The organism is Paractinoplanes globisporus DSM 43857 (assembly GCF_000379645.1).
GTDB lineage: Bacteria > Actinomycetota > Actinomycetes > Mycobacteriales > Micromonosporaceae > Actinoplanes > Actinoplanes globisporus.
On sequence record NZ_KB903313.1, the window covers coordinates 94,497 to 107,465 of the forward strand.

Consider the following 12,969-nt stretch of genomic DNA (forward strand, 5'->3'; position numbering starts at 1 on the left):
TCCTATGCCGTGAAAATGTGCCGCCGTGCGGCCGTCGCCTCGAACTCCTCCAGCCGGCGCTGCGCCGGCTCGGGCGCCGCGTCGCACATCGCCTGCAACAGCACCATGGCCATCGCCATCGGCCCGGTGTGCAGGTCGAAGACCAGTTGCGTGCCGACCGCAGCCGGCAGCACCACGTCGGTGTGGTCGGCGACCGGGCTCACCGCCGAGTCGGTGATCGCGACCACCGCGTACCCCATCCGCTTGGCCTCGGCGATCGCGTCCAGCGACTCGCGCGGGTACCGCGGCAACACCACCGCCAGCATCGCACCGGCACCGGCCGCCCGCGCCTGATCGAGCCGGTCGAGCAGCGGCGTGCCGCCCGTGTCGAGCACCCGCACGTCCGGGTGCACCTTCGCCGCGAAGTATCCGAAATACCCCGCCAGCGGCGCCGCGGCCCGGAGCCCCAGCACCGGCAGTGGCCGGCTCTCGTTCAACAGCCGTGCCGCCCGCTCGACGTCGTCGAGCCGCGCGAGCTGGTCGTGCAGCCGAGCCAGGTGCTCGGCCTCGGCCCGTACCGCCAACTGCATGGCATTTCCCCCGGCCGCGGGCACTTCCGCCGAGTCGTCCCCGGTCAGATCCCGCAGCCGCCGCCGCAGCGCCGGATAGCCCTCATACCCCAGCGCCATCGCGAACCGCGTCACCGACGGCTGGCTGACCCCGGCGAGATCGGCCACCTCGGCCGCGGAGAAGTAGGCGGCCTTTCCCGAGTGCTCGACCAGGCAGTGCGCAATCCGCCGCTGAGTAGGCGTGAGCCGCGCCCCGTGGAACAGGTCGAGAACGGACCGAGCCCCATCTCCATTCACGCCCGCAGCTTATGCATAAAAACTTTCAGAGCGCTAGACCCGCCAGCCTCCTGTGCCGTTTTAGCCGTTTTCGCTTACCCGGGTGGCCACATCGGCGGAGGCCCTTGCGTATAAGGGCAGTTCACCAGTCAGGCCTGGCTCGGTGTGACGGGCGTGTGACCATTTCACTCGTACGCTGTCTCGGAGGCCGGGGAGAGTGGCGGATGAGAGTCCTGGTGGTCGAGGATCACGTGCGGCTCGCCGATTCTGTGGCTCGGGTGCTGCGGCGCGAGGGTATGGCCGTCGATGTCGAGTATGACGGTGGGGCGGCGCTCGATCGCACCGTCGAGGTCGACTACGACGTGGTTGTGCTTGATCGGGATCTGCCGGGGGTGCACGGCGACGAGGTGTGCCGGCGGCTGATGGGGGAGTCGTCGCGGACTCGGGTGCTGATGTTGACCGCGGCCGGGACCATCGCCGATCGGGTGGAGGGGCTGACTCTCGGCGCGGATGACTATCTGCCGAAGCCGTTCGCCTATCCCGAGCTCGTGGCCCGCATCCGGGCGCTCGGGCGGCGTACGCAGACGGCACTTCCGCCCGTTCTCACCCGCGGGGACCTCGCCCTTGACCCGGCTCAGCGGGTCGCCACCCGCCACGGCGCCCGGTTGCCGCTCAATCCCAAGGAGCTGGCGGTGCTGGAATACCTGCTGGCCGCGCAGGGGCGGGTGGTCTCGGCCGAGGAGTTGCTGGATCGGGTGTGGGATTCCGAGGCCGACCCGTTCACCACCACCGTGAAGGCGACCATGAACCGGCTCCGGGCGAAACTCGGCGAGCCGCCGGTGATCGAGACCGTTCCCCGGGCGGGGTACCGGATCTGACAGGGGAGTTTCTCATGACCGTGCGGCTGCGACTGACTCTCCTGTACGGCGTGCTCTTCCTGGTATCCGGGGCCGTCCTGCTGGGCATCACCTATCTGCTGGTCGCCAACGGGTCGGGCAGTGTCGTGATGACCCAGCACAGCAAGGTGGCCGGTGGGGCGGAGAACGTCACCACCTATCTGGTCGGCACGCTGCCGGCGGGCTCGGAGCAGCGCGTCGGCCAGGCGATTCAGAAGCTGGGCGAGCAGCAGCAGGCCGACATGCTGCATCAGCTGCTGGTGAAGTCGGGCGTCGCGCTCGCGATCATGTCGGTGCTCGCGGCCGTGCTCGGCTGGCTGGTCGCCGGGCGGGTGCTGCGGCCGCTGCAGACCATGACCGGGCGCATCCAGCGGATCTCGGCGCGCAACGTGCACGAGCGGCTGGCCGTCGCCGGGCCGCGCGACGAGCTCAAGAGCCTCGCCGACACCGTCGACGGCCTGCTCGGCCGGCTGGAGTCGGCGCTCGACTCGCACAAGCGGTTCGTCGCCAACGCGGCCCACGAGCTGCGGACCCCGCTGACCCTGGAGCACGCCCTGCTCGAGGAGGCGGTCCTCGACCCGGCCGCGACGGCCGACGCGTTCCGGGGGCATTTCGCGGAGCTGATGGTGGTCAGCGAGCAGCAGGCCCGGCTGCTCGACTCGCTGCTGGTGCTGGCGACCAGCGAGCGCGGCCTCGACCGCCGCGAGAGCATCGACCTGTCGATCCTGACCGGCGACGTGCTCAAGGCCGCCCGGCCCGAGGTGATCGTCGAGAGCGACCTGCGGCCGGCGCCGGTGGTCGGGGACGCGGCCCTGGTCGAGCGCCTCGTGGCCAACCTGGTCGACAACGCGGCCGGCTACAACGTCCCGGGCGGCCGGGTGGAGGTGGCCACCGGCACCGAGGACGGGCGCGCTTTCCTGGAGGTGGCCAACACCGGCCCGGCGGTCCCGCCCGAGATGGTGGACCGGCTGCTCAGCCCCTTCCAGCGGCTCGACCGGACGGCCCGGGACGACGGTCATCACGGCCTCGGGCTGTCCATCGTGCAGTCGATCGCCGTCGCCCACGCCGCGGAGCTCACCGTGCGCGCCCGGCCCGAGGGCGGCCTCGACGTCCGCGTGGTCTTTGTGCCCGTCGTGTGACCGGTCGGGGCGTAGAAAACAATGCATGTCGACGAATTTCAAGAAACTGCTGATCGTCACCGCATTCCTCCTCGGTTCGGTCGCCGGGTGCGGCCAGTTGGGCGACAAATCGTCCGACGACGACAACTTCCAAAAGGCTCTGGCGTACGCGAAATGTATGCGGGCGAATGGCGTGCCGAACTTCCCCGATCCGCAGCGCAAGGACGGCGGCGTCGAGATGAGCAGCCCGAAGGACCTGGAGTCCGCGGACGGGAAGAAGGCGCTGGAGGCCTGCCGCGACAAGAACCCGCAGAACGACGAGGACGAGGGCGGCGGTAGCGTCGATTCCACGAAGCTCGCGGACTGGACGAAGTGCATGCGCGCGAAGCTGCCGAACTTCCCCGACCCCGAGGTGACCGGAAATACCATTACGCTCCGGCTGAGCGGAACCGGGATCAACGGCGGCTCGACCGATTTCCGGAACGCTCAGAAGGCCTGCGAGTCGCATTTCCCGGGTGGCAGCCTGCATTCGGTGAACAACTCGTGAGCCGCCGCCGCGTACTCGTTCTGGTGCCGATCGTGGTGGTCGTGGCGGCGATCGTGGCCGCGGCCACCGGGCTGCTGGGCCGCCGCGGCACCACCCCGGCCGGCGCCGCGCTCACCGCGCCCCCGGCCACCGCCACGGTGGCGAAACGCTCCCTGACCCGCAGCGAGACGGTCGGCGGCCGGCTCGGTCACGGCGACGCGTCTCCGGTGCAGGCGGCGCCGGGCGGGGGCATGGTCACCTGGCTGCCGATCGTGGGGGCGGTCATCGAGCGCGGGGACACCGTCTACCGCGTCGACCAGGAAAGGGTTCCGCTGTTGTACGGCTCGATTCCGCTCTACCGCACGCTGTCGACCGGGAGCCGCGGCGACGACGTGCGGCAGCTCGAACGGAACCTCAGCGCCCTCGGCTACACCGGGTTCACGGTCGACGATCAATACACGGCGGCCACGGCTTCCGCCGTACGGGATTGGCAAAAAGATCTTGGAAAAGACCGGACCGGCGCGGTGCGACCGGGCGACGCCGTGGTGTCATCGGGGGCACGTCGCGTCGCCGAGCTCGTCTCCCTGCCCGGCGCGGCCGCAGCCGGGGTCCTGCTGAAGTGGACCGGCACCGCCCGGGTCGTCGACATCGACCTGGACACCGATTACGCCGACCTGGTCCGGCCCGGTGCTGCGGCGGTTGTCGAGCTGCCCGACGGCGGCAAGGCGCCGGCGAAGGTCACCGCCATCGGCACACCGACCTCGAACGCGAGGGGCGACGGCGCCACCGTGCCGGTCGAGCTGACCGTGACCGACCAGCGGAAGCTCGGGCGGTACCAGATCGCCACGATCAAGGTCGAGCTCGCCGCCGAGACCCACGCGAACGTGCTGGCCGTGCCCGTCGAAGCGCTGGTGGCTCGTCCCGGCGGCGGGTACGCGGTGGTGACCGGCGGCCGCTACCTGCCCGTCAAGACCGGCATGTTCGCGGACAGCTACGTGGAGATCTCCGGCCCCGGCGTCGTCGCCGGGCTGACCGTGGGGGTGCCGCGATGAGCGGGCCGATCGTCCACCTCGCCGGGGTCTCCAAGCGGTACGGCTCCATCTCCGCCCTGGACTCCGCCGACCTGCTGATCGAGCGGGGCGAGCTGCTGGCGGTCGTCGGCCCGTCCGGTTCCGGCAAGTCCACTCTGCTCAACATCATCGGTACGCTCGCCCGGCCGACGGCGGGCAGCCTGGAGATCGACGGTTACGACGTGGCCGGGCTCAGCGACCGGGAGCTGTCCGCGTTGCGGGCCCGGACCATCGGCTTCGTCTTCCAGCAGTTCCATCTCGCGCCCGGCGTGCCCGCGCTCGACATCGTGGCCGACGGCCTGCTCTACGGCGGGAAGCAGCGCGGATACCGGCGCCGGGAGGCGGAACGCGCGCTGCGCCGGGTCGGCCTCGGCCACCGGCTACAGCATCTGCCGCACCAGCTCTCCGGCGGCGAGCAGCAACGGGTGGCCGTGGCCCGGGCCGTCCTCGGCGACCCGCCACTTCTGATGGCCGACGAGCCGACCGGCAACCTCGACTCGGTCTCCGGCGCGGCCGTGATGGACCTGCTGCGTGAGCTGCACGGCGGCGGGACGACGGTCGTGATCATCACGCACGACCGGGACATCGCGTCCGTGCTGCCGCGCGAGGTCCGGCTCAAAGACGGCAAAATCGCCGAGGAGGTACGCCGATGAGCGCCCCACGGCTCAAGCCGGCCCGGATGTGGCCGGCCGACGTCATCCGGGTCGGCGGCTACGGCCTGCGGTCCCGCCCGCTGCGGGGCATCCTGTCCGCACTGGGCATCGCCATCGGCATCGCGGCGATGGTCGGCGTGGTCGGCATCTCCGCGTCGTCGGCCCACGAGATCGAACGGCGGCTCAGCGCGTTCGGCACCAACCTGCTGACCGTCTCGCCCGGGCAGAGTTTCGGCGACGAGCCCGTCCACCTGCCGGACACGGCGATCGGCATGATCACCGCGATCCCCGGCGTCGAGTCGGTCTCGGCTGTCGGCCGGACCGAGGCCCGGATCTACCGCAACGACCACATCCCGGAGCGGCAGACCGGCGGCATCATCGTCTACGCCGCCCGGACCGATCTGCCTTCGGTGATCCGGTCGCGGACGGCGGTGGGCGCCTGGCTCACCGAGGCGACCGGGCGTTACCCCACCGTCGTGCTCGGCTCGGCCGCCGCGAGCAGCCTCGCGGTCATCGAGACCGGCCCCGACTCGCTGGTCTGGCTCGGCGGCCGGTGGTTCACCGTGGTCGGCATCCTCGCGCCCAACGACCTGATCTCCGATTTCGACTACGGCGCCTTCGTCGGGTGGCCGGAAGCCCGGGCGCAGCTCGCCTTCGACGGGCATCCGACCACGATCTACACCCGCGCCGCGGAGAGCGCCGTGACGACCGTGCAGCCGCTGCTCGGCGCCACCGCCAACCCCGAGGACCCCGGCGAGGTGGACGTCTCCCGCCCCTCGGACGCGCTGGCCGCCAAGCAGGAGACCGAGAAGACCCTGCGTGCCCTGCTGCTCGGCCTCGGCGGCGTCGCCCTGCTGGTCGGCGGCGTCGGCGTGGCCAACACCATGGTCATCTCGGTCCTGGAACGCCGCTCGGAGATCGGCCTGCGCCGCTCGCTGGGCGCCACCCGCGGCCAGATCCGCACCCAGTTCCTCGCCGAGGCCCTGTTGCTTTCCTTGCTGGGCGGCCTGGGCGGCGTGGTTCTGGGCATCGGCATAACCGCGATCTTCGCGACCGCCCAGTCCTGGTCCACGGTCGTCCCCGCCTGGGCGATGGCCGGCGGGATCCTCGCCACCCTGTTCATCGGCGGTCTGGCCGGCTTCTACCCGGCCGTGCGAGCGGCCCGGATGCCACCCACTGAGGCCCTCGCCAACCCGTAGCGATTCCCCGATCGGGACCCGAACGCGCAGCCGTGACCATGGCTTGACCTGCGACCGTTTAAACTCTGCTCAGCGAATTGCCCGTGGGGTAATTCGGGCGGAAGTGGCGAAATTGGCAGCCGCGCGGGTTTTAGGTGCCCGTGTCCGAGAGGACGTGAGGGTTCGAGTCCCTTCTTCCGCACCGTAGGGCATTGCGAGAGTTCGAGTCCCAATCGCTCGGGGCGCGGCCAACCGGCACCCGACTCGCTATCGAGCACGGGTGCCGTGCTGGTGCGGAGCGCCACCCCCGAAGGCAGGGCCGGTCAGTAGGGCATGGGCTGCCACCACTGGTTCTTACCCACGGTGTCGTCGCCCTCGATCTCCTTGGGTACGTTGCGCACGGTCAGCCCCGCCTTGCTCGCCTCGGCCAGGGTCTCGTCGTCCCAGGGGTGCTGTCGCCACATGTTGCAGATGTACGTCCGGGTCTTGAGGTAGTCCACGTAGCGCGCGTGGTGCGCGTCGTCCGCGCCCAGCCCGGCGAACAGCGCCATCCGGTCGCCACTGGGCTTGGCCGGGATCCACCAGCGCGGGTACTTGCCGTCCATGGCCGGCTCCGGGTCGATCCACCAGGGGAACCGCAGCTTCGTCCCATTACCGGAGTGGCTGATCGCCATGCTCCACACGGCCAGGTCGCCGACGGCGGTGGCGACGTACACGTTCTTGCCGGCCATCAGCTCGGTGGTCAAGTGCGAGCCGCGGCGCAGGTTGAGCCCTTTGCTGTGCTTGGTGTGGTCCTGCAGGTAGATGCCGAACCGCAGCATCGTGTACCGGCCTTGGGTCCAGTCCGGGCCCTTCGGGTCTTCCCGATCGGTGTTGTCCTTGTGCCAGTTGTGCGACTTCGAGTTGATCGTGAAGCTGCTGTCGCCGGAGTAGACGATCTCGTCGGTGCCGAGGATCTTGCGGGCGACCGCGGCCATCCGGCCATCGGTCAGCACGTCCTTCAGCTTGGGGTTCGACAGCAGATCACCGTTCCAGCCCACGGACTCCCTCGCCCGCTTGCGGAACGACTCGATCTCGTCCGGGGTGTAGACCCCCTTGACGATCGTGTACCCATCACGCCAGAAACCGTCAACGTCAACCTTGTAATCCACGGCCATCCCTCGGGTGTTCGGCTCCTCTTCGCTGTATCTCGCGAGAGGCTACTCCGTCCGGACGCCGGAGTGTGACCCCTGGCACAGCTGTAGGCCCTCCTTCTCGGCTCAAGCCCGGCCGGCTCGTTCAGTACCGGGTGATGATCAGGTCGAGGTCGCGGGCCGCGACGGCGCGGCAATGGTCGGCGAAGGCACGGAGCTGGGCCAGCACGCGGCCGAAAGCATGATCGTCCGGTTCTTCCCGATGGACCTTGTAGAGGCCGAGGTCGTCCATCTCGGCGACCGAGAACTCGCGTCGGACACCGGCGACGTCAAGGCTGTCGATCCGCTCGACCGCGGTGGCGAGGAACGCCGCCGTGGAGCACCGCCAGGGGAAACCCTGGCCGCTGATGGCGTGCTCGGCGAAAAGCTCGGCGCCGCCGATGATGCGGTAGGCCATGGTCTGCTCGCGGTCATCCCGATGCCTGCCACCGGCGCGGAAGGCGACCGGGTCGAGGACATACTCGGCCTGCTCGTGCGAGCGGTCAGCGAAGTGGTACGCCCAGTCGGTGCCGGCCGCGACGACCTCGAGAAGGGCCCGGCTGATGTCCGGCAGCGGTTCGTCGCCCCAGCGGGTACCGAACGGCGGCCGGCCGATGGCCAGGTCCCACAGCTTCCGGTCAGCCCGGATCGCGCGTACCGGTTCGGCGCCAAGCGGTAGCGCGAAGCTGGTCACATCGATACCCACGGTCACCAGCACAGCACAGCGGCGCCAGCAATTCGTTCTGCAGAGATCGTTGGATCGGCGGACGGGGGTCGCCTTTGATCTGAGCGTGAATGGCTGTTGGCGGCGAGGGTCTATGCTGGCGCCGATCCGTCGGCATCGGTCCATCCGAGAAGGAAGACGCGCACGTGTCGAACGATGAGCAGAAGGCACCCCAGCTGGACACCTCGATCCCGCACACCGCGCGGATCTGGAACTATCTGCTGGGCGGCAAGGACAACTTCGCCGCCGATCGCGCGGTCGGTGATCAGATTCTGGTTGGTCAGCCGGAGCTTGCGGAGAATGCTCGTCTCAGCCGTGCGTTCCTCAATCGCGCCGTGCGCTACCTGGCCGCCGAGGCCGGCGTGCGTCAGTTCCTGGACATCGGTACGGGGCTGCCCACCGCCAACAACACACATGAGGTGGCCCAATCGGCGGCGCCTGAGAGCCGGATCGTCTACGTCGACAACGATCCACTGGTGCTGACCCACGCGCGCGCTCTGCTCACGAGCCGGCCCGAGGGTTTGACCAGCTACGTCGACGCCGACATGCACGACATGGATCTGGTGCTGCGCGAAGCCGCTCGCACCCTGGACTTCTCCGAGCCCGTCGCGATTCTGTTCATGGGCGTCCTCGGCCACGTCGAGAAGGACTCGGTCGCGCAGGGCATGGTCAGCAAGGCGATGGATGCCGTGCCGTCCGGCAGCTACCTCGCTCTGTACGACAGTGCCCCCGTCTCCCCCGAGGTGGTCGAGGCAGCTCGTATCTGGAACGAGTCCGCCGCGTTGCCGTACCACCTGCGCAGCACAGACCGCCTCGCCCAGTTCTTCGAGGGTCTGGAACTCGTCGAGCCTGGCCTGGTCCCGGTGACGCGGTGGCGGCCGGAGACCGAGGCACGCGAGGTCGAGCAGTACGGCGGCGTAGGGCGCAAGCCGTAATAGCAGTACGACTCAGGACGACCGGGTGTATCGGTGCTTCACCCCCACCGGGAAATACTCCGGATCGCCGGCCGGACGCAGCTCGACCACCGGCGTCTGGTGCCGGTCGGGCACGTAGTTGGCGAACTCGCTGTTGAGCCGGCGCAGGTCCGACCGGACCGCGTCGGCCAGCAAGCTGGTCGCGCCGTCCGGTGGCTCGGCGCCGGGCGCGATCTCGACGATCACATGTAGCCGCGGCTCCCCGTCCGGGCCGGGCCCGACGAAGACCACGAACTTGCCGGTGACCCAGGCATTGACCTCGTCCCGTTCCACCGCGCCGCTGACGTTCTCCGGGTACACATTGGCGCCGAAGTACGACACCGCGAACAGCGACCGCCCGAAGACATAGACGAAGGGCAGCCGGGCCGCCTCGCGCTCGCTCCGGCCGGCCTCGGGATCGAAGCCGTGGCCACGACAAAAATCCATCATCGACCGGTACGAGACGGTGCCGCCGTCGTCGGCGATGTGATAGCGCACCAGCGGCACGCTGCCGTTGCCGGTGAACACCAGCGTCCCCTCGAGCGTCTCGAAGAAGCGGTCGGCCGGGTCGTACTGCACGAGCGTCGGCAGGCGCCGGGTGCCGAACAGCTCCTCGGCCACCTCGGGGCGGTCGGCGAGGAAGCGGCGGACGGACACGCTGAGCGGCGTCTCGTTGCCGAGGACGCCGGCGTCGGCGGTGCCGTAGAGCGACACCGAGTCGGCCACCGGGTTCGTCATGCCGGCGCGCCGGCCGACCAGGTCACGCCACGTCTCGCTGAACACCTCGCCGGCCAGCAGGAGCCGGATGGCGAATCTTTCCCAGGCGACCCCGGCGTCGATCACGATCTTGAGGAACGGCGGGTAGCCGGCCAGCACGACCTGGTCGTAGTGCTCGCCGAGCTCGGTGACGACCCGCAGGATCTCCTCGACGTTGTTGCCCGGCGTCGCCACGGTGAGCGGATAACCCTTGGCGGCCAGATGCCGGCAGGCCGCGGCGGTGTACATCCCGCCGACCCAGCTCCCGAGCGGAAAACAGACCACCACGAGCGTACGGCGCTCGTCGGCCCGGAAGCTCGCGTACAGCGCGTGCTCGAACCGGCGGCTGACCGCCAGCTCGTCGAGCACGGTCCGCGGCCACACCGTCGGCCGGCCGGACGACCCGGAGGAGACGGCGACGGTCTCGGCATCCTGCAACCGGCCGTCCCGGCACAGCTCCGGCAGGGCGTACCGGCGAAGGTAGTTGTCCTTGGTGAGCAGCGGCAGCCGGGCGAAATCGGCCGCCGTCCGCACGGCTTCCGGGTCGATGCCCCGCTCGGTCAGGAACGCGCGATAGGCCGGCACCCGGACGGCCGCCTCGCCGAACAGCGCCAGGGCGCGGTCCACGCCGTCGGTGGGCTCGCCGGTCGCCGACGCGGCCACCGACGGGGCGTCGTAGAAGGCGCGCAGTCCGTCGAGGACCGCCCGGGCATGGTCACCGGTCATGGCGCTCGTCGATGGCGACCTCGGCCTCGATCTCGACCGGGATGTCGAACGGAAGCTCGGCGAGGCCCACGGCGGAGCGGCTGTGTCTGCCCGCATCGGGGCCCCAGAGCTCGAGGATCAGGTCGGTGAAGCCGTTGATGACCGCCGGCATGCGGTTGAAGCCGGGCGCGGTGTTCACCATGCCGAACACCCGGAGCCACGCGGTGACCCGGTCGAGGTCGCCGAGCTCACGCCGCAGGCTGGCCAGGATGGCCAGGCCGGTGAGACGCGCGGCGTCGTACGCCTCCTCGGGGCTCACCTCGCGGCCGACCTTGCCGAGCGGCCCGGCCAGCGACCCGTCCCGGTGCAGCGGGCCGTGCCCGGACACGAAGGCCCGGTTGCCGTGGGTCCGCACCCACGGGAACGGAAGCGTGGTGCCTGGCGGCAGCCGCATCGGGTCGGGCAGTTCGAGCCCGAGCTCGCGGAGCCGATTTTCGATCTGCATGTGCGATACCCCTGTTCGCGACGGTGAGAGTCAGGCGGCCGACGCCAGCACGATATTCGGTGGGACGGGTTCACGGGAGCACCTACATTCAGCAGCGTGGCTGAGGATCTGGTACGCGGGTTCGCCCGGGAGCAGTACGCGCCGGTTCGCGAGGCGTTCGCGAACAACCTGGCCCGCGGGGTCGACGTGGGCGCGGCCCTGTGCGTCACGGTCGACGGGGAGACGGTCGTCGACCTGTGGGGCGGGTTCGCCGATGCGGCCGGTGCGCGGCCGTGGGAGCGGGACACGATCGTCAACGTCTACTCGACCACCAAGACCGTGACCGCGCTGGTCGCCCTGTGGCTCGCCGATCGCGGGGAGCTCGACTTCGAGGCGCCGGTGGCCCGGTACTGGCCCGAGTTCGCGGCCAACGGCAAGGCCGGCGTCAAGGTCAGCCACGTGATGAGCCACTCGGCCGGCCTGGCCGCCTGGCACGAGCCGATGCGCACCGAGGACCTCTACGACTGGGAGAAGGCGACCGCCCTGCTGGCCGCGCAGGCCCCCGACTGGGAGCCGGGCACCGCGAGCGGGTACCACGGCCTGACCCAGGGCTACCTGATCGGCGAGGTGGTGCGCCGCATCACCGGGCGGTCGCTGGGCACCGTGCTCCGGGAGGAGATCGCCGGCCCGCTGAACGCCGACTTCCACATCGGACTGCCGGAGTCTGAGGAGGCGCGCGTCGCCGAGCTGGTCGCGCCGCCGGACGGGCCGCCCGAGCTCGGCGGGACCGAGTTGCAGATCCGGGTGGCCACCAATCCGGGGCCGGAGGTGTCGGAGGTCAACTCCCGCGCCTGGCGCGCCGCCGAGATCCCGGCCGCCGGGGGGACCGGCAACGCCCGGTCGGTCGCGCGGCTGCACACGATCCTCGCAAGCGGGCAGGTCGACGCCGCGCGGCGGGCCCTCCGGCCGCAGGTCGAGGGGAAGGACCTGGTCCTCGGCATACCGGTGCGGTTCGGCCTGGGCTTCGCGCTCGGCGACGGCCTGATGTCCAACCCCAACACCCTGTACTGGGGCGGTTACGGCGGCTCGCTGACCATCGTCGACCTCGACGCCCGCACCACGTACTGCTATGTCATGAACAAGATGTCGGGCACGGTGGGCGACCTACGCGGGGTCGAGCTCGCGATGACCGCCGGCGTCATGTGACCCGGGGTTTGCGGGCGAGGACCAGTTTGAGCTGAGGACTGGTCAGCGCGGCCGTCTCCACGGTGAAGCCGGCCGCGGTCAGGTCCCGGGTGACCGCGTCGAGCGGGGTCGTGCGGTAGTACATGACGAACGGCGGCCGCCACACCGCGTTGCGGACCCGCATGGCCACGTCGAAGCCGAGCGTGACCCAGTGGGCGATCGAGGTCACCGGCGGGAGCGCGCCGATCGGGAAGGTGAACAGGCCGCCCGGGCGCAGCGCGCGGTGGACGCCCGCGAAGACGGCGGGGCGCTCGGCCGGCAGGAAATGGCCCAGCGCTCCGAAGGTGACCGCCAGGTCGAAGCCGGCGGTGAACGGGAGGGCGCGGACGTCGGCCCGCACCAGCGTGGCCTCCGGATGGGCGCCGCGCGCCTCGGCCAGCATGCCCGAGCTGAAGTCGACGCCGGTGACCAGGCCCGGACACAGGGGCGCGAGAACCGACAGGCCGGCGCCGGTGCCGCAGCAGACGTCCAGACCCCGCTCGAACGGCCCGAGTGACGACAGCGCCGCGACGGTCGGCTCGAGGATGCTGTCGGGCGTACGAAATGGTGTGTGGTCGAATTTCGGCGCCAGCAGGTCGTACCCGCGCTCGACCGAGGACAGGGCCTGGACGCACAGTTCGCCCAGGGACGGGCCTTGAGGCGAGAACACCCGCCGACCGTACCCG

Annotated in this window: 14 protein-coding genes and 1 tRNA gene; 9 read left to right on the forward strand and 6 right to left on the reverse strand. The window is 70.4% G+C overall.

What is annotated here, in order from left to right:
• Positions 1 to 2: 2 nt before the first annotated feature.
• Positions 3 to 845, reverse strand: a complete 843-nt coding sequence (locus A3CQ_RS0127725; protein WP_026206273.1) for a MurR/RpiR family transcriptional regulator — start codon at positions 843 to 845, stop codon at positions 3 to 5.
• A 203-nt stretch (positions 846 to 1,048) separates the two neighbouring features.
• Between A3CQ_RS0127725 and A3CQ_RS0127730 the strand changes: the two genes are divergently transcribed.
• From A3CQ_RS0127730 to A3CQ_RS0127760, 7 genes are all read left to right on the forward strand, one after another.
• Entirely contained in the window at positions 1,049 to 1,702 is a 654-nt protein-coding gene (locus A3CQ_RS0127730) for a response regulator transcription factor (RefSeq protein ID WP_026206280.1), read from the forward strand.
• A 14-nt stretch (positions 1,703 to 1,716) separates the two neighbouring features.
• Positions 1,717 to 2,859, forward strand: a complete 1,143-nt coding sequence (locus A3CQ_RS0127735; protein ID WP_020514213.1) for a sensor histidine kinase — start codon at positions 1,717 to 1,719, stop codon at positions 2,857 to 2,859.
• Positions 2,860 to 2,884: 25 nt separating this feature from the next.
• On the forward strand, positions 2,885 to 3,385 hold the full coding sequence (locus A3CQ_RS54255; protein ID WP_020514214.1) for a hypothetical protein: 501 nt from the start codon (positions 2,885 to 2,887) through the stop codon (positions 3,383 to 3,385).
• Positions 3,382 to 4,416, forward strand: coding sequence for a peptidoglycan-binding protein (locus A3CQ_RS0127745; RefSeq protein WP_020514215.1), 1,035 nt, complete (start codon positions 3,382 to 3,384; stop codon positions 4,414 to 4,416). Before A3CQ_RS54255 ends, A3CQ_RS0127745 begins: the two co-directional genes overlap by 4 nt.
• Positions 4,413 to 5,087: an ABC transporter ATP-binding protein gene (locus tag A3CQ_RS0127750; RefSeq protein WP_020514216.1), complete on the forward strand. Its 675-nt coding sequence runs from the start codon at positions 4,413 to 4,415 to the stop codon at positions 5,085 to 5,087. The genes A3CQ_RS0127745 and A3CQ_RS0127750 overlap by 4 nt, the downstream gene beginning before the upstream one ends.
• On the forward strand, positions 5,084 to 6,286 hold the full coding sequence (locus tag A3CQ_RS0127755; protein ID WP_026206275.1) for an ABC transporter permease: 1,203 nt from the start codon (positions 5,084 to 5,086) through the stop codon (positions 6,284 to 6,286). Before A3CQ_RS0127750 ends, A3CQ_RS0127755 begins: the two co-directional genes overlap by 4 nt.
• Before the next feature lie 97 nt (positions 6,287 to 6,383).
• Positions 6,384 to 6,467: transfer RNA gene (locus A3CQ_RS0127760), tRNA-Leu, on the forward strand.
• A gap of 121 nt (positions 6,468 to 6,588) precedes the next feature.
• On the opposite strand, the gene A3CQ_RS0127765 is transcribed toward A3CQ_RS0127760, so the two are convergent.
• Together A3CQ_RS0127765 and A3CQ_RS0127770 are read right to left on the reverse strand one after the other, a co-directional pair.
• On the reverse strand, positions 6,589 to 7,422 hold the full coding sequence (locus A3CQ_RS0127765) for a phytanoyl-CoA dioxygenase family protein (protein ID WP_020514218.1): 834 nt from the start codon (positions 7,420 to 7,422) through the stop codon (positions 6,589 to 6,591).
• A 121-nt stretch (positions 7,423 to 7,543) separates the two neighbouring features.
• Entirely contained in the window at positions 7,544 to 8,143 is a 600-nt protein-coding gene (locus A3CQ_RS0127770; RefSeq protein WP_157296419.1) for a hypothetical protein, read from the reverse strand.
• Positions 8,144 to 8,307: 164 nt separating this feature from the next.
• On the opposite strand from A3CQ_RS0127770, the gene A3CQ_RS0127775 reads away from it, so the two are divergent.
• Positions 8,308 to 9,096, forward strand: coding sequence for an SAM-dependent methyltransferase (locus A3CQ_RS0127775; protein ID WP_020514220.1), 789 nt, complete (start codon positions 8,308 to 8,310; stop codon positions 9,094 to 9,096).
• Positions 9,097 to 9,108: 12 nt separating this feature from the next.
• On the opposite strand, the gene A3CQ_RS0127780 is transcribed toward A3CQ_RS0127775, so the two are convergent.
• Together A3CQ_RS0127780 and A3CQ_RS0127785 are read right to left on the reverse strand one after the other, a co-directional pair.
• Positions 9,109 to 10,596, reverse strand: coding sequence for a phenylacetate--CoA ligase family protein (locus tag A3CQ_RS0127780; protein ID WP_020514221.1), 1,488 nt, complete (start codon positions 10,594 to 10,596; stop codon positions 9,109 to 9,111).
• Positions 10,586 to 11,080 (reverse strand): RidA family protein, encoded by a 495-nt coding sequence (locus A3CQ_RS0127785; RefSeq protein WP_020514222.1) that lies wholly within the window; start codon positions 11,078 to 11,080, stop codon positions 10,586 to 10,588. The genes A3CQ_RS0127780 and A3CQ_RS0127785 overlap by 11 nt, the downstream gene beginning before the upstream one ends.
• Positions 11,081 to 11,176: 96 nt before the next feature.
• Here A3CQ_RS0127785 and A3CQ_RS0127790 point away from each other — a divergent pair, with 96 nt between their 5' ends.
• A complete protein-coding gene (locus tag A3CQ_RS0127790; protein ID WP_020514223.1) occupies positions 11,177 to 12,265 on the forward strand; it encodes a serine hydrolase domain-containing protein in 1,089 nt (362 codons plus the stop codon).
• Here the strand turns inward: A3CQ_RS0127790 and A3CQ_RS0127795 are convergent.
• Positions 12,258 to 12,953, reverse strand: a complete 696-nt coding sequence (locus A3CQ_RS0127795; protein ID WP_040433048.1) for a class I SAM-dependent methyltransferase — start codon at positions 12,951 to 12,953, stop codon at positions 12,258 to 12,260. The genes A3CQ_RS0127790 and A3CQ_RS0127795 overlap by 8 nt on opposite strands.
• Positions 12,954 to 12,969 lie beyond the last annotated feature (16 nt).